Annotated in this window: 21 protein-coding genes; 14 read left to right on the plus strand and 7 right to left on the minus strand. The window is 68.9% G+C overall.

What is annotated here, in order from left to right; genetic code table 11:
* Window positions 1-6: 6 nt before the first annotated feature.
* Together ACQPWU_RS06250 and ACQPWU_RS06255 are read right to left on the minus strand one after the other, a co-directional pair.
* Window positions 7-867, minus strand: coding sequence for a MurR/RpiR family transcriptional regulator (locus ACQPWU_RS06250; RefSeq protein ID WP_433437552.1), 861 nt, complete (start codon window positions 865-867; stop codon window positions 7-9).
* On the minus strand, window positions 864-2,300 hold the full coding sequence (locus tag ACQPWU_RS06255; RefSeq protein WP_433437553.1) for a glycoside hydrolase family 3 protein: 1,437 nt from the start codon (window positions 2,298-2,300) through the stop codon (window positions 864-866). The genes ACQPWU_RS06250 and ACQPWU_RS06255 overlap by 4 nt, the downstream gene beginning before the upstream one ends.
* A gap of 88 nt (window positions 2,301-2,388) precedes the next feature.
* On the opposite strand from ACQPWU_RS06255, the gene ACQPWU_RS06260 reads away from it, so the two are divergent.
* Window positions 2,389-3,918, plus strand: a complete 1,530-nt coding sequence (locus tag ACQPWU_RS06260; protein WP_433437555.1) for a glycoside hydrolase family 10 protein — start codon at window positions 2,389-2,391, stop codon at window positions 3,916-3,918.
* Between the two features lie 167 nt (window positions 3,919-4,085).
* Here the strand turns inward: ACQPWU_RS06260 and ACQPWU_RS06265 are convergent, their stop codons facing one another.
* The gene (locus ACQPWU_RS06265) at window positions 4,086-4,736 is read right to left on the minus strand and encodes an FHA domain-containing protein (protein ID WP_360682823.1); all 651 of its coding nucleotides are present in this window, start codon (window positions 4,734-4,736) and stop codon (window positions 4,086-4,088) included.
* Between the two features lie 237 nt (window positions 4,737-4,973).
* Here ACQPWU_RS06265 and ACQPWU_RS06270 point away from each other — a divergent pair, with 237 nt between their 5' ends.
* The 4 genes from ACQPWU_RS06270 to ACQPWU_RS06285 all read left to right on the plus strand — a co-directional run bounded on the left by ACQPWU_RS06270 (window position 4,974) and on the right by ACQPWU_RS06285 (window position 8,862).
* Window positions 4,974-6,095 carry a citrate/2-methylcitrate synthase gene (locus tag ACQPWU_RS06270; RefSeq protein ID WP_433437557.1) on the plus strand — a complete coding sequence of 374 codons (1,122 nt, stop codon included), beginning with the start codon at window positions 4,974-4,976 and terminating at the stop codon, window positions 6,093-6,095.
* Window positions 6,096-6,117: 22 nt separating this feature from the next.
* Window positions 6,118-6,420, plus strand: coding sequence for a DUF3017 domain-containing protein (locus ACQPWU_RS06275; protein ID WP_433437559.1), 303 nt, complete (start codon window positions 6,118-6,120; stop codon window positions 6,418-6,420).
* A gap of 52 nt (window positions 6,421-6,472) precedes the next feature.
* Window positions 6,473-7,690 carry an NADP-dependent isocitrate dehydrogenase gene (locus ACQPWU_RS06280; protein ID WP_433437561.1) on the plus strand — a complete coding sequence of 406 codons (1,218 nt, stop codon included), beginning with the start codon at window positions 6,473-6,475 and terminating at the stop codon, window positions 7,688-7,690.
* A gap of 140 nt (window positions 7,691-7,830) precedes the next feature.
* Window positions 7,831-8,862, plus strand: coding sequence for a polysaccharide deacetylase family protein (locus ACQPWU_RS06285; RefSeq protein ID WP_433437563.1), 1,032 nt, complete (start codon window positions 7,831-7,833; stop codon window positions 8,860-8,862).
* Window positions 8,863-8,884: 22 nt separating this feature from the next.
* Here ACQPWU_RS06285 and ACQPWU_RS06290 read toward each other — a convergent pair whose 3' ends face one another.
* On the minus strand, window positions 8,885-10,012 hold the full coding sequence (locus tag ACQPWU_RS06290) for a saccharopine dehydrogenase family protein (protein WP_433437565.1): 1,128 nt from the start codon (window positions 10,010-10,012) through the stop codon (window positions 8,885-8,887).
* 180 nt (window positions 10,013-10,192) lie between these two features.
* Between ACQPWU_RS06290 and ACQPWU_RS06295 the strand changes: the two genes are divergently transcribed.
* A complete protein-coding gene (locus tag ACQPWU_RS06295; protein WP_433437567.1) occupies window positions 10,193-12,124 on the plus strand; it encodes a serine/threonine-protein kinase in 1,932 nt (643 codons plus the stop codon).
* A 56-nt stretch (window positions 12,125-12,180) separates the two neighbouring features.
* Window positions 12,181-13,152, plus strand: a complete 972-nt coding sequence (locus tag ACQPWU_RS06300) for a malate dehydrogenase (RefSeq protein WP_433437568.1) — start codon at window positions 12,181-12,183, stop codon at window positions 13,150-13,152.
* Between the two features lie 220 nt (window positions 13,153-13,372).
* On the opposite strand, the gene galE is transcribed toward ACQPWU_RS06300, so the two are convergent.
* A complete protein-coding gene (gene galE / locus ACQPWU_RS06305; RefSeq protein ID WP_433437570.1) occupies window positions 13,373-14,323 on the minus strand; it encodes a UDP-glucose 4-epimerase GalE in 951 nt (316 codons plus the stop codon).
* A gap of 86 nt (window positions 14,324-14,409) precedes the next feature.
* Between galE and ACQPWU_RS06310 the strand changes: the two genes are divergently transcribed.
* The 7 genes from ACQPWU_RS06310 (at window position 14,410) to ACQPWU_RS06340 (ending at window position 19,210) form a co-directional block, all read left to right on the plus strand.
* The gene (locus tag ACQPWU_RS06310; RefSeq protein WP_433437572.1) at window positions 14,410-15,723 is read left to right on the plus strand and encodes a hemolysin family protein; all 1,314 of its coding nucleotides are present in this window, start codon (window positions 14,410-14,412) and stop codon (window positions 15,721-15,723) included.
* Window positions 15,724-15,737: 14 nt separating this feature from the next.
* On the plus strand, window positions 15,738-16,742 hold the full coding sequence (gene trpS, locus ACQPWU_RS06315) for a tryptophan--tRNA ligase (RefSeq protein ID WP_433437574.1): 1,005 nt from the start codon (window positions 15,738-15,740) through the stop codon (window positions 16,740-16,742).
* A gap of 4 nt (window positions 16,743-16,746) precedes the next feature.
* Entirely contained in the window at window positions 16,747-16,968 is a 222-nt protein-coding gene (locus ACQPWU_RS06320; RefSeq protein WP_433437576.1) for a hypothetical protein, read from the plus strand.
* A 311-nt stretch (window positions 16,969-17,279) separates the two neighbouring features.
* Window positions 17,280-17,888: a hypothetical protein gene (locus ACQPWU_RS06325; protein ID WP_433437577.1), complete on the plus strand. Its 609-nt coding sequence runs from the start codon at window positions 17,280-17,282 to the stop codon at window positions 17,886-17,888.
* Window positions 17,885-18,079, plus strand: coding sequence for a hypothetical protein (locus ACQPWU_RS06330; protein ID WP_433437579.1), 195 nt, complete (start codon window positions 17,885-17,887; stop codon window positions 18,077-18,079). Before ACQPWU_RS06325 ends, ACQPWU_RS06330 begins: the two co-directional genes overlap by 4 nt.
* A gap of 56 nt (window positions 18,080-18,135) precedes the next feature.
* The gene (locus ACQPWU_RS06335) at window positions 18,136-18,954 is read left to right on the plus strand and encodes an alpha/beta fold hydrolase (protein WP_433437581.1); all 819 of its coding nucleotides are present in this window, start codon (window positions 18,136-18,138) and stop codon (window positions 18,952-18,954) included.
* Between the two features lie 106 nt (window positions 18,955-19,060).
* The gene (locus tag ACQPWU_RS06340; RefSeq protein WP_433437583.1) at window positions 19,061-19,210 is read left to right on the plus strand and encodes a hypothetical protein; all 150 of its coding nucleotides are present in this window, start codon (window positions 19,061-19,063) and stop codon (window positions 19,208-19,210) included.
* 61 nt (window positions 19,211-19,271) lie between these two features.
* Here ACQPWU_RS06340 and ACQPWU_RS06345 read toward each other — a convergent pair whose 3' ends face one another.
* The gene (locus tag ACQPWU_RS06345; protein WP_433437585.1) at window positions 19,272-20,810 is read right to left on the minus strand and encodes an alpha/beta hydrolase; all 1,539 of its coding nucleotides are present in this window, start codon (window positions 20,808-20,810) and stop codon (window positions 19,272-19,274) included.
* Between the two features lie 95 nt (window positions 20,811-20,905).
* Window positions 20,906-21,121 carry a hypothetical protein gene (locus ACQPWU_RS06350; RefSeq protein WP_433437587.1) on the minus strand — a complete coding sequence of 72 codons (216 nt, stop codon included), beginning with the start codon at window positions 21,119-21,121 and terminating at the stop codon, window positions 20,906-20,908.
* Between the last annotated feature and the right edge of the window lie 31 nt (window positions 21,122-21,152).

The raw sequence follows: 21,152 nt of genomic DNA on the forward strand, positions 1-21,152 counted from the left end.
CGGCCCTCAGCGGTTGCGGTAGCGGTCCGTGGCCTCGCGGGTCGCGCGGATGGCGGCGTCGGCCGAGTCGTACGTCCGCTGCGCCAACCCCACAAAGATGCAGTCCACGATCAGCAGCTGGCTGATCCGGCTGGCCAGCGCCCCAGGGCGGAAGGCCGTCTCCCGTCCCGCCGACACCAGCGTGTGGTCGGCCAGCTCGGCCAGCGAAGACCGCGGATTGTTGGTGATCGCCACGACCAGCGCCCCGGCCTCTGCGGCAGTCCGGGCGGGGACCAGCACGTCGGGCGTCTCCCCGCTGCAGCTGATCGCGACGATCACGTCGCCTTCCCGGAGCAGCGCGGCGCTGGTCAGGGCCAGGTGCGCGTCGCTGAACGGATGGCTCGACAGCCCGATCCGCAGCAGCTTCTGCGACATGTCCGCCGCCACCAGTCCCGAGGCCGCGACCCCGTACACGTCCACTCGCCGCGCCACCGAGATGGCCTTCACGACCTCGCCCAGCTGATCGGGATCGAGTTGCGCCGCGGTGTCGGCCAGCGCCTCCGACTCGGCCCGGGCCACCTTGGCGATCACGTCCGTCAGGGGGTCGTCGGGCCCGAGGTCGCCGGGCACCAGCCGCTCCGGCTCCTTGGCCACGGCCGCCGCCAGCGCGAAGCGCATCTGCGAGTACCCCGTGAAGCCCAGCGCGCGAGCGGTCCGCACGATGGTGGCCTCGCTGGTCCCGGAGACCGCGCTGAACTCGGTGATCGTGCTCCGCACCACCAGCCCGGGATCGTCCAGGATGATGCGGGCGATGCCCTGCGCCGCCGGCGTGAGCGACGGCAGCACGGCACGTACGGCGGCGACCGGGTTGGCGGATTCGGCGGTCACTGAGTCAGCCATTCAGCGGCGGCCTGCGCGGACACGCGGGAGATCCCGTGAGTGGCCACGTGGACCGCCTTGCCCGGGGGCGCGGGGACGCCGGTGTCCACCACGATCACGTCGGGCCGCATCTCCAGTGCCTGGGCCACCGTCGAGCGCACCCAGTCGTGGCGGGCGGCGTCGTGCACCACCAGCACGACCGGTCGCTCGTCGTTCGCGAGATCCGGCAGCTCACCCGAGGGGTCCAGCTGCAGCCGGGCCGTGTTCGGCAGCAGGGAGGTGAGCGCCGCCGTGATGCCGGTCGGCGTGGAGGGGTCCACGGCCTTGTTGAGGCGGGTGTTGACCTCGACGACCAGCGGTCCCCGGTCGAGCGTGGCGGTGCCCGAGGTGGTCAGCGCCGCCCTGGCGGCCTCCAGGCCCACGCGCCGGTCGACGTCGCCCCGGGCCTTGTCACGCAGCGCCGCCTGTGCGCCGTACCACTCGGACAGCGCGAGCACCCGCCCGGCCGCCTCGGCGAGCCGCTCCTCGGGCAGTTCGCCGGCGCGCACGGCGGCGACGATCGCGTCATGGATCTCGTGGACGATCCCCTCGGTGCAGATCCCCACGCAGATGGCGTCCGCGCCCGCGTTCAGGGCTCTCACCGCGATCTCGCCGGGGCTGAACATGGCGGCCACCGCCTGCATCTCGATCGCGTCGGTGGTGAGCATCCCGTCGAAGCCGAGCTCGCCCCTCAGGAGCTCGGTCATCACGGTACGGCTCAGCGTCGCCGGCATCGACGGATCGAGAGCGGGAATGAGCAGGTGGCCCGACATGACCGCGCGCACCCCCGCGCCGATCGCGGCCTGGAACGGCGGGAGGTCGCGCGAGAAGAACACCTCACGGGAGGCGTGCACGGTCGGCAGCGCCAGGTGGGAGTCGGTGACCGTGTCCCCGTGGCCGGGGAAGTGCTTGGCGCACGCGGCCACGCCCGCGCCCTGCACCCCGTTCACGTACGCGACCGTGTGGCGGGACACCAGATCGGGGGAAGCACCGAACGAACGCACGCCGATGACCGGGTTGGCGGGGTCGGAGTTCACGTCGGCATCGGGCGCGTAGTTGAGCGTGATGTCCAGCTCAGCCAGCATCCTGCCGATCTGGCGGCCCACCCGCTCGGTGAGGGCCACGTCGTCCACCACGCCCAGCGCCCTGTTGCCCGGAAAGGAGCTGCCGGCCAGGACCTCCAGCCGGGTGACCGTGCCGCCCTCCTCGTCGATGGAGATGACGGCGCCCGGGTTCTCGGCGCGCAAATGCCGTACGAGCTGTGCGTCAATGGCGTTGCGGGCGAACAGGACGACCCCGCCGAGACCATCGCTCAGGGCGCGCCGCATCCAGTCGGGAACGGAGGTCCCCTCGTACCCTGGATGCAGCACGGTCATCGCGAGCCTGGACAGGTCTCCGCTCATCGGCATTTTCCTTCACAGTTGTTGATCTGAAGGTAATTTTCTGTCATCGTCGCCTTCGATACAACCACTTTCGAGAGGCCACCCCCCAATGCCCAGCAGAAGGACTCTCCTCAAGGGTCTCGCCCTCGCCGCCGCCGCTTCCGCGGTGCCGCTGCCCGCCTTAGCGCAGGCGGACTACGTTCCGCCGTTGCACCAGATGCGCGGCATGTGGATCGCCTCCGTAGTCAACATCAACTGGCCCTCGAAGCCGGGACTGACCGCGGAGCAACAGAAAGCCGAGTTCCTCGCCTGGCTGGACGTGGCGGTGCAGCGCAAGCTCAACTCGGTGTTCGTGCAGATCAGGCCGACCGCGGACGCGTTCTGGCCGTCACCGTTCGAACCCTGGTCACAGTACCTGACCGGCACCCAGGGCCAGGACCCCGGCTATGACCCGCTCGGGTTCGCCGTGGAGGAGACGCACAAGCGCGGCCTGGCCTTCCACGCCTGGTTCAACCCGTACCGCGTCTCGATGCAGTCCGACCCCGCCAAGCTCCACCCCGACCACCCCGGGCGCAAGCACCCCGACTGGATCCTGCCGTTCGGCGGCAAGCTCTACTACAACCCGGGCCTGCCGGAGGTACGGAAGTTCTGCCAGGACGCGATGATGGACGCGGTCACCCGCTACGACATCGACGGCCTGCACTTCGACGACTACTTCTACCCGACCAACACCACGGCCTTCGACGACAGTGCCACGTTCGCCAAGTACGGCGCCGGCTTCCCCGACCTGGCCTCCTGGCGGCGCAACAACGTCGACCTCATGGTCCAGGAGATGCAGCAGCGGGTCCTCGAAGCCAAGCCGGACATCGCGTGGGGCATCAGCCCGTCAGGCATCTGGCGCAACAAGGCCACCGACCCGCTCGGCTCGGAGACCAACGGCGGCCAGTCGTACGACAGCCTGCACGCCGACACCCGCGGCTGGGTCAAGAAGGGCTGGCTCGACTACATCGCGCCGCAGCTCTACTGGTACATCGGGCAGCCGCCGGCCGACTACTCCAAGCTCGTCCCGTGGTGGTCCGACGTGGCGAGCGGCACGAACACCCTGCTGTGGATCGGCCAGGCCGCCTACAAGGCGGGCGACCCGGCACAGGTGGCCCAGTGGCAGGCCCCCGGCGAGCTGTCCGCCCATCTGACGCTCAACAGGGACCATCCCGAGGTCAGCGGCGACATCTGGTACAACGCCAACGACGTCAAGGTCGACAGGATCGGCTCCATCTCGACCGCCGTCAACGACCACTACCAGCGGCCGGCACTCGGTCCCGTGCTGCCCAGGCTGGCGAACGGCGAGCCGCCGCACAGGCCCGTGCTGGCGTACGCGCTGCGCCGCTCCGGCGGCGTCGAGGTGCGGGCCGTGGCCACCGGCAGGGACGAACCGTTCCTGTTCGCGATCTTCCGCTTCGACGGGCACGCCTCCTCGGACGCGTTCGCCGACGCGCGCAACCTCGTCGCGGTCGTGCCCGGCGACCGGCAGGTCCGCTGGACGGACCCGGACGGGAAGCGCGGCGACCACTACTACGTGATGGCGGTGGACCGGGCCAACCGGACCAGCAAGCCGAGCAACGGCTTCAGGGTGATCTGAGGGCGTGCTACGCCTGCTCGCGTCGCCGGCCGGTTCTCCCGGCCGGCGACGTGCCCGCTTCCCGTGGTCGCGGGCACTGTGGCACTCAGGTTCCGACGCTGCCGGAACCCCTCGCCGAAGCCCCGGTCGCGATCAGGCCCAAGAGCCGTCTCCAAGAAGCTCCGTCCCTAGGAAGCCCTTCGCCCAGCCGTCGTCGACGGCTGCTCGGCGGGGGCGCCCGACGACCGCTGTGGTGGCACCACGGGGGTCGGGCGTACCAGACCGAGCGCGACGACCTCGTTGGCCAGGCGCGTGCGCCGGTTGGTGCCCTCGGGGATCCTGAACTTCTGGTAGAGCCGCAGCAGATGCTGCTTGACCGCGGCCTCGGTCACGACCAGGTCGTCGGCGATCTCGCGTGCGGTCGCCGGGGCGACGAACGCCTCATCCGACAGCGCCGGCCTGCAGAGCGAGGTCAGCACGTCGACCTCGCGCCTGGTCAGCTCGGGCGCCGCCGCCCTGCGCAGCTCGACCTCGGGGGTGAAGTCCTCACGGGGGACTCCACCGATGCGACCCCGCGCCGCGCCGAACGAGACGACGTCACCGTCGTCAAGGACCCTCCGGGCGATCGGCCTGCCGTTCACCCGTGTGCCGTTCCTGGACAGGCCCAGGTCGACGACGTACAGGTAGGGTCCTCGTCTGACGAACTCGGCATGGAGCCGGGACACGCTGGGATCGGTGAGCCGGATGTCGACTCCCCGGCCCCTCCCGACCGTCGTGATCTCGGGGCGCAACGGGACCACCTCGCCAGTGTCCTCGATGCGTATGAACGGCCCCTCCACTGGCGGTTCCTCCCCTTGTGAGGCAGCGTATGAACGGCACGCCTCCTCCTGGGCACGGCAGTTCCTCCCCAGGTAGCCCGCCGTAACTATTACTACAGCTCCGGCTTACCCAAACGAGGGGATGCGGAATCTCCTTTGCTGAAAGGAGAATCCGACGTGAAATTGGTCTGGACCTTTGCGGACGGTTTTGCCTGCTCACGGGTAGACTTCGGTCGAAGATAAGCGGAGGAAACACTCATGGCGGACAAGCCCACGAAAGGTCTGGCCGATGTCGTAGCGGCGTCCACAGCGCTGAGCGACATCGACGGAAAGGCCGGTCGGCTCTTCTACCGTGGATACGACATCCACGACCTGGCCGGCCGCGCGACGTTCGAGGAGACCGCACACCTGCTTCAGCGCGGCAAGCTGCCCAACCGGTCCGAGCTCGACGCCTACGGCGAGGAGCTGGCGCAGGGCCGGGAGCTGGGCGCCCTCGTGTCCGCGAACATCGCCGAAATCGCCGAGAAACAGAAACCGATGGAGGCACTGCGCTCGCTGGTGTCGCTCTCCGGCGCGGACGACCCCGACAAGGACTCCATCGCCCCCGACGCCAACCTGCGCAAGGCGGCCCGGCTGACCGCGCAGCAACCCCTCCTGGTGGCCCGCTATCACGCCGCCCGCACCGGCGGCAGCGTCCCCGAGCCGGACCCGTCCCTGAGCATCGCCGCGAACTTCCTGCACGAGATCACCGGCCGCGCCCCCGGCCCCCGCGAGGTCGAGATCTTCGACGAGTGCCTGGTGCTGCACGCGGACCACACCATGAACGCCTCCACGTTCGCCGCCCGCGTCTGCGCCGCGACCCTCTCCGACATGCACTCCGCGATCGTGGCCGCCATCGGCACGCTCAAGGGCCCGCTGCACGGCGGCGCGAACGAGCAGGTCATGAAGACGCTGGAGTCGATCCCGCCTGGCCAGGTGGCCCAGACCGTGCGCGACAAGCTCGCGGCGCACGAGAAGATCATGGGCTTCGGGCACCGTGTCTACAAGACCGAGGACCCGCGCGCCACGCATCTGCGCAGGATGTCCGCCGAACTGGCTGAGGCGAGCGGCGATGACACCTACTATCGGATGTCGAAGGAAATGGAGGAGGTCGTCTTCGAGACGAAGGGCCTCTATCCGAACGTGGACTTCTATGCAGCTTCGGTCTACCACTATCTCGGCATCCCGACCGACCTCTTCACGCCGGTCTTCTCTGTCAGCCGCATGGCCGGCTGGACGGCCCATGTCATCGAGCAGCATGCGGACAATAGGCTGATCCGGCCCGACAGTGAGTACATCGGAGAGACCGACCAGAAGTGGAAGCCGATCGACGAGCGTTGAGCACGAGCGTTGAGCAAGAGCATTGAGCGATCATCGGACTGAGCGTGAGAGCTGGGGACCGTACCCGCTGATACTGGCGGGTGCGGTCGTCGGCGTGCTCGTGATCCTTCTCGCGGACCTGCGCTGGGGCGGGTTCGTGCTGGGCGGCGTGATCATGATGGCCGCCGCTCTCCGCTTCGCCGGGTACGGCGGGCAGCTGTCCGTACGAAGCCAGAGGGTCGACGTCATCACGCTTGCCGGGTTCGGGTTCGTGCTGGTCCTGACCTCGCTTCTGCTTTACAACAACGAGCTCAAGGCGCTGATCCTGTCCCTTTTCGCCCGATGACGGACGGTCCGATAGCCTCAACGCATCAATTCATTGAAGGGGAACCATTCGCATGCCCAAGATCAAGGTGGAGGGTCCGGTCGTCGAGCTTGACGGCGACGAAATGACCCGGATCATCTGGCAGTTCATCAAGGACCAGTTGATCCTTCCCTACCTCGACGTCGATCTGAAGTACTACGACCTCGGCATCGAGCACCGAGACGCGACGGACGACCAGGTCACCATCGACGCCGCCAACGCCATCAAGAAGTACGGCGTCGGTGTGAAATGCGCCACCATCACCCCGGACGAGGCGCGGGTCGAGGAGTTCGGTCTCAAGAAGATGTGGAAGTCCCCCAACGGGACCATCCGCAACATCCTCGGTGGTGTCATCTTCCGCGAACCGATCATCATGTCCAACGTGCCGCGCCTCGTGCCGGGCTGGACCAAGCCCATCGTCGTCGGCCGTCACGCGTTCGGTGACCAGTACCGCGCCACGGACCTGAAGATCCCCGGCGAGGGCACGCTGACCCTGACGTTCACGCCGAAGGACGGCTCCGAGCCGATCGAGCTCGACGTGTACGACTTCCCCAGCAGCGGCGTCGCGCTGGCGATGTACAACCTGGACGAGTCGATCCGCGACTTCGCCCGCGCGTCGATGCGTTACGGCCTGGCTCGCAACTACCCGGTCTACCTCTCCACGAAGAACACGATCCTCAAGGCGTACGACGGCCGCTTCAAGGACATCTTCGCCGAGGTCTTCGAGACCGAGTTCAAGGCCGACTTCGAGAAGGCCGGTCTCACGTACGAGCACCGCCTCATCGACGACATGGTCGCCGCGGCGCTGAAGTGGGAGGGCGGCTACGTCTGGGCCGCGAAGAACTACGACGGCGACGTGCAGTCCGACACCGTGGCCCAGGGCTTCGGCTCGCTCGGCCTGATGACCTCGGTCCTGATGACCCCCGACGGCAGGACCGTCGAGGCCGAGGCCGCGCACGGCACCGTGACTCGCCACTACCGCGAGCACCAGAAGGGCAACCCCACCTCCACCAACCCGATCGCCTCGATCTTCGCGTGGACGCGCGGCCTGGCCCACCGTGGCAAGCTCGACAACGCCCCCGCCGTGACCGACTTCGCCAACAAGCTGGAGGAGGTCTGCGTCGAGACCGTCGAGGGCGGCCAGATGACCAAGGACCTGGCGCTCCTGGTCGGCGGCGACGCCAAGTGGCTCACCACCCAGGACTTCCTGGCGGCGCTGGACGAGAACCTCAAGAAGAAGATGGCCTCTTGACCGTTGCACCTCGAAGGGCCGCCCGCGGGCGGCCCTTTCGTTGTTCCCAGACCATCTCTTGACGGTGCGACGGCGTGCCGTAGTTGATCAGCTGGGTAAGAGCCTCCTCGTAACAGTCGTACGCGTCTCGGGGGGTTCGGATGCGACTGCGTATTCTCAGTGGACTCGGCCTGCTGGCCGCCGCAACGATCCTGAGCGGTTGCGACTCGCAGCCCAGCACCGTCAAGCTGGCCGACACCAAGGCCGACGCCGCCGCCAAGCTCAAGGCGAGCAAGGTGGCCAAGGCTCAGTTCGCGGCCAAGATCAAGGCCAACGAGCTGGGGCAGATCCCGGTGCTCATGTTCCACCGGATCATCGACAAGCCGGGCTCGACGGACGACAGGACGCCGCAGCAGTTCCGCGCGGACCTGGAGCGGCTGGCCAGGGAGGGGTACGTGCCGATCACGGCCGCCGAGATGGTGACCGGCAAGATCGACATCCCGGCCGGCAAGCACCCGGTGGTCCTGACATTCGATGATTCCTCCCCATCGCAGCTCACGCTCAACGAAGTGGGCGTACCCGCACCCAACACGGCCGTCGCGATCCTGCAGGAGGTGGCCGCCAAGCACCCGGGCTTCCGCCCGAAGGCCACGTTCTATGTGACCCGCGACATGTTCGGCAAGACCGTGCCCGAGGAGCAGGCACAGACGCTGGTCTGGCTCAAGGACAACGGCTTCGACATCGGCAACCACACCCGCGACCACATCAACCTGCGCGGACGCTCGCAGAAGGAGGTCGAGGAGCAGATCGGCTCGATCGGCAAGCAGATCAACTCCCTGACCCACATCAACCCGGTCACGATCGCCCTGCCGTACGGCAACCAGCCGAGCAAGAGGGAATGGGCCCTGCACGGCGGCAAGCTCTACAACCACCAGGGCGCGTTCCTGGCGGGGTACACGCCCGCGGCGTCGCCATTCAGCAAGGCGTTCGACCCGGTGGGGATCCCGAGGATCAAGGTCATGGAGAAGAAGGGCGACTGCAAGCAGTTCTGCTCGGAGGCCTGGCTGGACTGGCTCAAGACCAACCCGGACATGATCTACACCTCGGACGGGGACGTGAGCACGGTGGCGTATCCGAAGTTCAAGACCCCGTACCTGCGCAAGGCCTTCGTGAAGTGGAGCCTGCCCTACTGACGCGTGCCCGGCGCCTGCCGGATCACTGCTTCCTGGCGAACGTCATGCCTGCCGCACGCAGCCGGTCGATGAGCGGCTGTCCCATGGCGGAGGCCGTCGTGAGCTGGCCCGCGCGGTCCGGCAGGTCGTCGAAGGCGAGGCAGAGGGCCGACTCCGCGAGCATCTTGGCGGTCTCGCCGTAGCCCGGGTCGCCGCCTGCGACCTCCGTCACCACGCGCTCGCCCCCGCCCACGCCCAAGAACGTGACCTTGAACCAGTTCCGCGCGCGCCGCTCGGCCGAAGGGCCGTCGCCGGGCCGCACCCGGCCCTGGATCCAGCCGCGTACGGGCGGGATCTGGGCGAGCGCGGCGAAGGCGCCCGCGCCCGCCGCCGTGGCCAGGGCCGCGGGCAAGGTCCTGACGGCGTAGTGCTGGCGGTAGGTGAAGTCCGGGCCGTAGCGGTCGAGGAGCCGGGCGGAGTAGCCGACGATGAACGGGTCGACGGTCGGCATCGGGAGTGCCCAGCCGCCCACGTAGCGGACGCCGCCGGGCAGGGAGCTCACCTTGCGACCGGCGGGCCTGGGCTCGGCCGAGCGGCGCTGTGTGCCCTGCTCGACCATCTGCCGTGCGCGGCCGAAGATGGACATCATGGTGGCCAGGGTGCCGCCCGACGGGCTCATGCTCGCCCGCAGGAAGCCGCTCACCTTGAGCGGGACGCCTTCGGGGAGGTGGCCGACGGTCTGGAGCACACCAAGGTCGAACGGGATGGAGTCGAAGCCGCAGGCGTGCACGAGCTTGGCGCCGCTCCTGGCCGCCCTGTCGTGGTAGCGGACGTAGACCCGGTCCACGAACTCGGCCTCGCCCGTCAGGTCCAGGTAATGAGTGCCGGCCTCGGCGCAGGCCGCCACCAGCGGCTCGCCGTACGTGACGTAGGGGCCGACCGTCGTGGCCAGGACGCGCGTCTGGCGGGCCAGCCCGGCCACCGAGGCCGGATCCGTGGCGTCGGCGAGCAGGATCGGCACGTCGAGCCCGAGCCGCTCCAGCTTGGCGCGGTCGCGCCCGGCCAGCGCCCACCTCGCGCCGGGGCCCGCGGCCTCGGCGAGGTAGGCGGCCGTGAGCGCGCCGGTGAAGCCGCTGGCTCCGAAGAGCACGATGTCGAAGGGGCGATCCATGATCCCGAGCCTCCACGTGAAGGGCCGCGCGCGCAACTCGGCGCGGAGCCGGGATCGCCGCAGGCGCGGGCAAGCCGGTGAGTAAAACCGTGACGTCACGAACGGTTAACGGTTCCCTGAGGAGTTGCTGACCGTCGTAAAGTTTGCGTGGTTGGGGTTCAGCACACGTGGGGATGACGAATGCCGCAAATCTCGCCGCTGGTCGCCGGCGATCCCGCCCACCTGGGGTCCTTCCGGCTGTCCGGACGGATCGGAGAAGGCGGTCAGGGCATCGTTTACCTGGGCGTCAACGACAGGGGAGAGAACGCCGCGATCAAACTCCTGCATGTGAAGTTCAGCGGTGACACGATCGCCAGGTCGCGTTTCGCGAGGGAGCTGAAGGCGGCGCAGCGGGTGGCGTCGTTCTGCACGGCCCGGGTGATCGAGGCCGATCTCGACGGCGACACGCCCTACATCGCGAGCGAGTACATCGACGGCCGGCCGCTCAGGGAGATCGTCGACACAGACGGGCCGATCACCGGCACCGTGCTCGACCGGCTGGCCATCGGCACCGCCACCGCGCTCACCGCGATCCACCACGCCGCGATCGTCCACAGGGACTTCAAGCCCGACAACGTGCTGATCGCCCCAGACGGGCCGCGCGTGGTGGACTTCGGCATCGCCAGGATCATCGACTCCACCGGCACGATCACCAGCCGGGCCATCGGCACGCCCGCCTACATGGCGCCCGAGCAGATCGCGGGCGACGACGTGGGGCCCTATACGGACGTGTTCTCGTGGGGCGCCACCATCGCGTTCGCGGCCACCGGGAAACAGGCGTTCGAGGGCAAGTCCATCGCGGTGGTGCTCAACCGCATTCTCAACCACGAGGTCGACGTCGGCATGATGCCGGAGCCGCTGCAGAGCGTGGTGCGCTCCGCGCTGGCCAAGTCGCCGGCCGACCGGCCGTCCGCCGACCAGATCCTGCTGCGGCTGCTCGGCCAGCCGTCCACCGCCGGGGCGTCCACGGCGGTGCTCACCCGGGGCGTGCAGGTGGCCGGCGACGACACCACGCCGTTCAGCAGGGTGTCGGCCGGGTCGATCACGGACCTGCCCGCTCGGAAGGAGGCCGCCCCGACGGTGCCGCCCTCCCAGAAGGACGTGGCCCCGGCGGCGCCGCCCTTCCGGAACGAGCCGGCCGTGACGGCGCCGCCCGAGGCGCCGTACCCGGTGACCGAGCGCGCCGCGCCCGCGCGGTCGCGCCGCGCGAAGGTGTGGCTCGCGCTGGTCACCGCGATCGTCCTGCTCGCCGCCGCGGCCGTCGCGCTGGCGCTGAACGGCTGGCCGCTGGCGTTCGGCGAGCAGCCGAAGCCTACGGAGACGTCTGGGCAGGAGGTTCCCAGCACGTTCGACACGGTGATGGACAAGGTGGCGCAGACGGGGAAGATCGTGATCGGCGTCAAGGGTGACCTGCCCGGCGTCGGGCTGTCGGACGGCGACGGCTTCTCGGGCTTCGACATCGAGGTCGCCAAGCGCATCGCCGCGGAGTTAGGAGCGAAGGACACCGCGTTCCTCCAGGTCAGCAGGGACAGCCGGGCCAGCGCCCTGGCCGACGGCAGGGTCGACCTGGTCGTGGCCACATACTCCGTCGACAACAGCGAGACTCAGTTCGCCGGGCCGTACTACCTGGCGCACCACGACGTCCTCGTCCGCGCGGGCAGCGGTATCGACTCTCTCGACGACCTGGAGGGCAAGAAGCTCTGCGCGCCCGACAGCCCGTCCGTCGGTGAGGTGCAGGACAAGGTGAAGGTCGAGCCCGTCAACGCCGCCAACTATGCCCTCTGCATGGACCTGCTCAGGAGCGGCAAAGTGGACGCGGTCCCTGGCGAGGACCTGATCCTGGCCGGGTTCGCCGCGCGCGAGAACATGCGCTACAAGATCCTCGGCGTCAAGCTCAACAACGAGCGCTACGCCGTCGGCATCAGGAACGGCGACGTGAAGACCTGCAAGGCGGTCAAGGCCGTGATCGCCGACCTCTACCGCACGGGCTTCATGAAGCAGCTCCTGACCAGGCACTTCGCCAAGGTCGACTTCGCACCTGAGCTGAAGGTGCCCGCGATGGAAACCTGCTGATGACGAGCGGGTAACATCCCAAAGTCAGCGAATATCCCGCGAGTGAGGGGAAGGCCATGGGGCCCGTCAAGGTCACCGTCACCGGAGCAGCCGGTCAGATCGGCTACGCACTGCTGTTCCGCATCGCGTCGGGGCAGCTGCTCGGCGCCGACGTCCCGGTCAAGCTCAGCCTGCTGGAGATCCCGGCGGCGGTGAAGGCGGCCGAAGGCACGGCCATGGAGCTCGACGACTGCGCGTTCCCGCAGCTGTCCGGCATCGAGATCACCGACGACCCCAACGTCGCCTTCGACGGCGCCAACGTCGCCCTGCTGGTCGGCGCCATGCCGCGTAAGGCCGGCATGGAGCGCGGCGACCTGCTCGGCGCCAACGGCGGCATCTTCGGCCCTCAGGGCAAGGCGATCAACGACCACGCCGCCGACGACATCAAGGTCCTGGTCGTGGGCAACCCGGCCAACACCAACGCGCTCATCGCCCAGCAGAACGCGCCCGACGTGCCGGCCGACCGCTTCACCGCGATGACCAGGCTCGACCACAACCGCGCGCTGTCCCAGCTGGCCGCCAAGCTGCAGGTCCCGGTCACCGAGATCAAGAAGATGACCATCTGGGGCAACCACTCCGCGACGCAGTACCCCGACCTGTTCCACGCCGAGGTCGGCGGCAAGGTCGCGGCCGAGCAGGTCGACCCCGAGTGGCTGCGCGAGACGTTCATCCCGACGGTGGCCAAGCGCGGCGCCGCCATCATCGAGGCCCGTGGCGCCTCCTCGGCCGCCTCGGCGGCCAACGCGGCGGTCGACCACGTCTACGACTGGGTCAACGGCACCGAGTGGACCTCCGCGGCCGTCGTCTCCGACGGCTCCTACGGGGTGCCCGAGGGGCTCATCTCGTCGTTCCCCGTGCGCGCGGCCAACGGCAAGTTCGAGATCATCCAGGGTCTCGAGATCGACGCGTTCTCCCGCGACCGGATCGACGCCAGCGTGCGCGAGCTGGCGGAGGAGCGCGACGCGGTGAAGGACCTCGGCCTCATCTGAGTCCTCGAGTCCGGCCTGCCCGCCCCCCGCTTCACGCGGGGGGCTTCAGGGCGGGCAGGACACCTGCTGCACGGCGGGAGCGGCCTGCGGCGTGGCGAAGGTCACGCCTGCGGCGGCCAGAAGGCAACCCGCCACAATGAGGACACCGAAGAGCAGCTTCGTGACCCTTGGTGAAAAGTTCCTCACATTTGGGTATCACAGCACATTTTGCGGCGCCGTATCACGCATTTGCGGAAAGCGCGTCCCACGCGTCGGAAACGATGTCGCGCAGCGAGGGCCGTTCGGCCTTCCAGCCCAGCTCTCGCTGGATCCTCGCGGACGACGCGACCAGCACGGCGGGGTCGCCGGGGCGGCGGTCCGCGACGACGGCCGGGATCTCGTGGCCGGTGACCTCACGGCAGACCGAGATCACCTCCTGCACGCTGAAGCCGCTGCCGCTGCCCAGGTTGTAGACCTGGTGCTCGCCCGGCACGATCGCGTCCAGCGCCAGCAGGTGCGCCCGCGCCAGATCGGCCACGTGGATGTAGTCGCGCACGCAGGTGCCGTCGGGCGTCGGGTAGTCGGTGCCGAAGACGTTCACGGACTCGCGCTCGCCGGTCGCGACCTTCAGGACGTTCGGGATGAGGTGGGTCTCGATCGTGTGCCGCTCACGGTAGCGGCCGTAGGCGCCGGCCACGTTGAAGTAGCGCAGGCTCACCGCGCCGAGGCCGCGGATCCGCGCATACGCGCTCAGTGCGGTGTCGACGGCCAGCTTGGAGGCCCCGTAGGGATTGGTCGGGCGCGTCGGGTCGTCCTCCTCGATCGGGGAGCGCTCGGGCTCGCCGTACGTGGCCGCCGTCGAGGAGAACACGATCCTGCCCACCCCCTTGTCCCGCATGGCGTCGAGCAGGGCCAGCGTGCCACCGAGGTTGTTGGACCAGTAGAGTCCCGGCTTCTCCACCGACTCACCGACCAGCGACTTGGCCGCGAAGTGCAGCACCGCGTCCATGCCGTCGAGCGCGTCATGGGCCTCGGTGATGCTTTTTTGGACAAATCTGGCATCTTCCGGCACCGCGTCCTGATGCCCCGTTGACAGGTCGTCGAGTACCGTCACCTCGTGTCCTGCCTCAATGAGCTGCGCCGCGACGACGCTGCCGACGTACCCGGCACCCCCGGTCACCAATAGCCTCATGTGTGCTCCTGTTCAAATATGTTTGATTTTGTACGGCTTGCCGTTCAGCATACGCGGGAAAGCCGCCGAGTACGCTGCCAACCACCATGTTTGACACCGTCGCGGCCAACGTCGCCCTGGTTCTGCTGTTCATCCTGATCGGGGGCTTCTTCGCCGCCGCCGAGATCGCGATGGTCTCCCTCCGGGACAGCCAGGTCCGCAAGCTCTCGCAGCGGGGCCGCCGGGGAGAGCGGGTGGCCAAGCTCGCCCGCGACCCCAACCGCTTCCTGTCCGCCGTCCAGATCGGCGTGACCGTGGCCACCATGCTGTCGGCCGCGTTCGGCGCCGACCGGCTCTCCGGGCAACTGGTGCCCCTGCTCGTACGCTGGCGGGTGCCCGAGGCCGTCGCTCCCGTGCTCGCGCTCGTGCTGGTGACTCTGGCGATCTCGTACACGTCGCTGGTGCTGGGTGAGCTGGCGCCCAAGCGGCTGGCACTGCAGCGGGCCGAGGGGCTGTCGCTGTACGTGGCCCCGTTCCTCGACCGGATCGCGTCGCTGTCGCGGCCGATCATCTGGATGTTGTCGAAGTCCACCGACCTCGTGGTCCGGCTGCTCGGCGGCAACCCGGAGGCCGGCCGCGAGGAGGTCACCACCGAGGAGCTGCGCGACATGGTGGTCGGGCACACCGATCTCACCGCCGACGAGCGCAAGCTGATCGGCGAGGTGTTCGCGGCGGGGAAGCGGCAGCTCAGGGAGGTGATGCTGCCGCGTACCGAGGTGGAGTTCATGGACGCCGACACTCCGCTGGACGAGGCGGCCCGCCTCGCCGCCGGGCTGCCGCATTCGCGTTTCCCCGTATACCGCGACACGTACGACGAGGTCATCGGGTTCGTGCACGTACGTGACCTGCTGGACCCCGAGCTCACCGGCCAGACCGAGCCGATCAGCGCGGTGGTGCCGATCCGCGCGGCGAAGTTCGTGCCCGCGTCGAAGCGGCTGCTCAGCACCCTGAACGAGATGCGCGACGAGGGGCAGCACCTGGCGATCGTGGTGGACGAGTACGGCGGCACGGCGGGCATCGTGACCATGGAGGACCTCGTCGAGGAGCTGATCGGGGACATCAGGGACGAATACGACGTCGAGGAGGACATCGTGGTCCTGCCCGCCGGGGAGATCGAGATCGACGGCCTCACGAACCTCAACGACTTCGCCACCGAGACCGGCATCCGGCTGCCCGACGGCCCGTACGAGACCCTGGCCGGATTCGTCATGGCGATGCTGGGGCATGTGCCATCTGTAGGGGAAAAGGTGGAAATAACGGGATTTGAGATGACAGTAACCGAGCTGGACGGGCGCCGTATCTCCAGGGTGAGAGTGAAACACCGTCCGGCAGTCGAGTCGCCGCCAGAGCGGGATTCCTGACACAATTGCCTGCTATGGCCAGACCTCGTGTTCTCTCCGGCATCCAGCCCACAGCGGACTCTTTCCACCTGGGCAACTACCTTGGTGCCGTCCGCCAGTGGGTCACCCTGCAGGAGACCCACGACGCCTTCTACTGCGTGGTCGACCTCCACGCGATCACGGTGCCGACCGAGCCCGACGCGCTGCGCCGCCGCAGCCGCGTGGCCGCCGCCCAGCTCTTCGCCGCCGGCCTCGACCCGGAGCGGTCCACCGTCTTCGTGCAGTCGCACGTACGCGAGCACTCGGAGCTCGCCTGGATCCTGATCTGCCTCACCGGCATGGGCGAGGCGGCCCGGATGACCCAGTTCAAGGACAAGTCGGCCAAGTTCGGTGAGAGCGCGGCCAGCGTCGGCCTCTTCACGTACCCGATCCTTCAAGCCGCCGACATCCTGCTCTACCAGGCCAACCGGGTCCCGGTGGGAGCCGACCAGAAGCAGCACCTGGAGCTCACCCGAGACCTGGGCCAGCGCTTCAACCACCGCTTCGGCGAGACGTTCACGCTGCCGGAGCCGTACATCCTCAAGGAGGTCGAGAAGATCACCGACCTCCAGGACCCGACGGCGAAGATGTCGAAGTCCTCCTCGAGCCCCGCCGGCATCCTCGACGTCCTCGAGCAGCCGGGCCCGCTGCGCAAGAAGGTCATGCGGGCGGTCACGGACACCGGCTCCGAGGTGCTGTTCGACGAGGAGAACAAGCCCGGCATCTCCAACCTGCTCCGCATCCAGTCCGCGCTGACCGGGACGCCCATTCCCGAGCTGGTGGCCCGGTATGAGGGGCAGGGGTACGGCACGTTCAAGAAGGACGTGGCGGAGGCGGTGGTCGACGCGTTCACGCCCATCAGGGAGCGTACGGAGAAGCTGCTGTCGGACGAGGCCGAGCTCGACCGCCTGCTGGCCATCGGCGCGGAACGCGCGTCGGCGGTGGCCAGGCAGACCATGGCCGAGGTCCGCGACAAGGTCGGCTTCCTCCCCACGCTGTAGTAGGTTGCGCGGCTCCACCCACCCGTTGCCCTGTTACCGGGTTGGCCTGCTGGAGCCCCCCGAGCGGTCCTCGCTGTCGCTCGGGCTGCTCTTCCTCGGGCGGCCTTCGGCCGCGCTATCGCCCAAGGTCGCCCTGTTGCCCGAGGAGATCAGCGGGCGGGCCGTGACGGTGCAGCCGTCCGGGGCATGTGCGGCTGGGACCCCGCTCATGTTCGGGCTGCGCTGACCCGCTCAAGGGCATCAGGGGCCGTCCAGTTGTGGCAAGGCGCCGGAGGGGGTCCGGCTCGTGCCTGGAGTGCTGAGAATGTCCCGTCCCTACGACGTAGCCCCAGTCATCCACTGCCACCCTTGATGCAATTCCCGAAAGGCATCAAGGTTTTCTCAGGGTGGCCTGAGTAGGCTTTGATCCAGGAGCTTTCGTACCACCAGGTCGCCGACCATTAGCGGCCGGTGGCGGGCCCGCCCACGATGTGCAATTCGACGCGGGCCGGCAGTTCCTCCCACGCTGTAGCGGGCAGGCCGCGATACGCTCGCGGCGTGTCCGACGATGCCACCACGCAACCTCCGTTACCGGAGCTCACCCGGATCCTGACCGGTCCGCCCGGCAAGGTGCTGCTTCCCCTGGTCGCCCTGCTTGCGCTGGTCATCCTGAACGCCTGGAGCACGCCGGGCGGCGGTCTTTTCCCCCTGATATTGCTGGGCCCCATGCTGGGGCTCGCCACGATCGTCGTCTGGACCGCCCGGTTCGTCGTGGCCCTGCTGCGCTTTGACGGCCGCTCCGGGCTGCGCCGGCACTGGGTGCGCTGGGCATGCGCGCCGGTCATAGGCATGACCGTGGTCGGCCTGGTGTACGCCGACCTGCCCTTCACCGCCCGTTTCGCGCTCTCGGAGGCGAGCCTGGAACGCTTCGCCCGGACAGTCACCTCGGGGGCCGAGTCCGCAGAGCACACCGACCAATGGGTGGGGCTCTACCCGCTGACGTCGATCGAGCGGATCGAGGGCGGGGCGCGGTTCCTGGTGAGCGGCAGCGGGTTCCTTGACCATTACGGCTTCGCGTGGAGCCCCGGCGGGGAGCCGCCGGCCGAGTCCCACACCGGATACACGCACCTCGAAGGCCCCTGGTACGTATGGGAGAGCCGGTTTTGAGAGTCCCTGGAACACCCGGCTTCTGGGTCTTCCTGGCCGCCGCGCAACTGCTTCCCGCCTGGTACGTCTCCGGGGAGATCGGCTGGCTCGTCGCGCCCGTCGTCGCGCTGCTCGCCATGATCGCCGCCGTGACACGGGCGTACCAGGACGCGGCTCGCCTGCGAACCGAGGAGAAGCCACCGGACGAGTAGTAGCCGCTCTGCCTTGGCGATGCTAATTTCGCCTTCGCGTCGCTAGGGGGTAGCTGGTGATCAAGGTGATGACGGCCGACGGCACAGAGGCGCGGGCTGTTGACGAAGGACGGGGCCCGATCGTGCTCGTTCTCCACCCCGGCCTCGACGACGGCTCGTCCTGGCGGGAGGTGGCCGCCCGGCTCACCGCGCGTCATCAGGTCGTGCGGCTGCACCGGCGCCGGTACCGGCTCGATATCGGCGGCGTGTCCTGCACGGTCGCTCAGGAGGTCGAACACGTCCTGGCGGTGGTGGCGGCGCTGGGCGGCGGGCCGATGGTGCTCGTCGGGCACTCTTCAGGTGCCGTGATCGCGCTGGAGACCCTGGTGGCCGACCCGTCGGCGTTCGCGGGGGCGGTCCTGTACGAGCCGCCCACGGTGATCGGGGCGCCGCTCGGCGGGCCGCACGGCGAGGTTCACGCGCGGGCCAGGGCGGCGATCGCGGCCGGTCGGCCGGGGAAGGCATTAAGCGTTTTCCTGCGGGGCTCCGTGCGGGTTCCCGCATGGGTGGCTTTCGCGGCCGGGGTGTTCGTGACGGTGGTTCCGAGGATGCGGGCGCTCGTTCCGTCGCAGATCGAGGACAACGCGGGCATGGACTCGCTCGGGGTGCGGCTCGACGCCTACTCGGGGATCGAGGTGCCCACCGTGCTGCTCGGTGGTGATCGCAGTCCGGCGCATCTCGGGAAGAGGCTCGACGCGCTGGAGCGGGTGATGCCGCGGGTGGATCGGGTGGTGCTGCGGGGGCAGGGGCACGCCGCCCAGGCCAAGGCTCCTGGCCAGGTCGCCGCTGTCATCGACGCCTTCGCCGCCAAGGTGCTCGACCAACCCGGCCGCTGAGGTGCCGAAGTCGCCGCGTCCCCGCCGGCCGTTGAGGCTCCTCGGTCAGTTCCGCCGGGCCCCCCCGATGGAGCCGCACCAGCGCGCGTAGGGCCGCCAGGGTGGATTGGGTGAGCCGGGTGTCACCGATGCCGGCGCCGAGCCGGCTCCGCATGCCATCGCCGCCGTCGAGAGCGTCGACGCGTCCTTCTTCCAGCCGGTGGTACGTGACGACGCGTTGGCCTTGCTCAGCCGCCTGGCTCATCCGGACTCCTGAGGTCCTCAGGCGGGCGGGCTCGTGCGCACACGAGGCGCACGAGCCGTACTTCATCCGGAGCTCACCCGAAGAGCCTGGAAGGCATCCACCCCGGCGTGCCGGGAAGCGGTTTGACGGGCTCGTTGAGTGTCCGGACCTCGGCAGGCGGGACGGCCGGGCAACGGGCGCCCGGCGACGGCAGGGTCCGCGAGATCAGGTAGGCGTCGATGGCCTCTGTGGCGCACGTACCGCGGCGGTAGACGATGTGGCCCCAGCCCTCGTACGTGAGCAGTCGGCCCGAACGGCCCAGCTGGTGGGCGGTGCTCACGGCCCACGGGTAGACGGTGGCCGGGTCGTGCAGGGAGTTGGCGACCAGCACCGGCGTGCCCGTACGGACCTTCAGGCGATGTTGCGGGTTGGGGATCGGGTCAGGCTGTCCGAGGCACGAGATGACCGGGCCGAGCGACAGAGAGCTGTACCGCATGTCGGGCGCGATCTTCGCCAGGCGGCGCAGGTGCTTGGCGTACTCCCTGTAGTCGCGGATGGGCAGCCGGAAGTCCAGGCAGAAGATCTGCATCGGGTTGGGGCTGACCTCCTGCGTGGTGTCGGCCGACATGGGCAGAGCACCCGGGCTCGGCGACCGGCCGCTGTCGAGATCGGCGAGCAGCTGGGAGAACGGCTGCCAGTTGGCCGGATCGTAGAAGTGGCCCACGGCGGCGCTGATGAGCATGAACGCGGTCACCTGAGTGCCGGGCTCCTCCGGCACGTGCAGCTCGCCGCGATCGGCGCGGGCCAGCAGATCCCTCCAGAACGCACGGACGTCGTTGCCGTGCTGCAGGCAGCGGCTGTCCCGGCCGCACCAGGCCACGAACTCGTTGAAGGCGTCCTGCGCGCCCCAGGCCTCGGTGTCCATGAAGCCCTGCGTGCCCAGACTGTGATCCATCGTGCTGTCGAGGACGAAGGCGCGGACACGCTCCGGGTAGCGCTCGGCGTACAGCTGGCCGAGGAGGGTGCCGTAGGAGCCGCCCCAGAAGGTCAGTTTCTCCTCGCCGAGCGCGGCGCGGAAGGCGTCGAGGTCGGCCGCGGTGCTGAGGGAGTCGACGTGGTCGAACAGCGGGCCGGTGCGGGCCCTGCAGTCGGCACGCAGGCGCGCGTTGTAGTCCAGCGCCCGGTCGAAGTCGGCCTGGCTCTTGAAGATCGGATCCGGGGCCTGCATGAGCAGGTCAGTGGAGCAGACCACGGGGTGGCTCCGGTTCGTGCCGCGCGGGTCGAGGCCGACGATGTCGAAGCGGCGCAGGACCTCGGGGCTGAGCATCCGCGTGCTCTGGCTGACCAGATTCACCCCCGAACCGCCAGGACCGCCCGCCCCCAGGACGAGGGCGCCGACCCTGGCGGCCGGATCGGCGGCCTTGCGGCGGGCGACGCCCACGTCGAAGGTGCCGCTCGCCGGTCGGCTCCAGTCGATCGGTACGGTGAGCGTCCCGCATTCCACGGCCGGATCTTCCTGGCAGGGTGCCCAGGAGATCGTGTCCGAGGCGGCCTGCGTCGTGGCTGCGGCCATCGGCGTGAGAAGGGAGACGGGGGCTAAGAGCCCGAACAACAATGCTGCGAATCTACGCATGAACTGATCTTCAACCGGCTCCCGGCGGCTGAAAATCGGGCGGAAGTATGAATTGCCGGACCCTTCGTGAGGATGGCGGCAGGGGGACCGTGGTCCTAGCCGCGCAGGGCTTGCCCAGGCTGGCTCGGTGCCGCCCGGTGAACCCGCAGCAGGGCACGCAGGGCGGCCAGGGTCGGCCTGGTGAGCTGGATGTCGCCGTGAGTGGCGGTCCAGCCCAGACGATCCCGCTGGAACGACCACCCCGGGAACTCCCTCGTGGCCTCCTGGAGCAGTCGTTCCATGACGAAATCGGCACTCGGCGCACTGGTCATGAGCGCAGCGTGTCACTCTCGCCCCGTTCCG

The organism is Nonomuraea sp. CA-141351 (assembly GCF_050944675.1).
Classification (GTDB): Bacteria; Actinomycetota; Actinomycetes; order Streptosporangiales; family Streptosporangiaceae; genus Nonomuraea.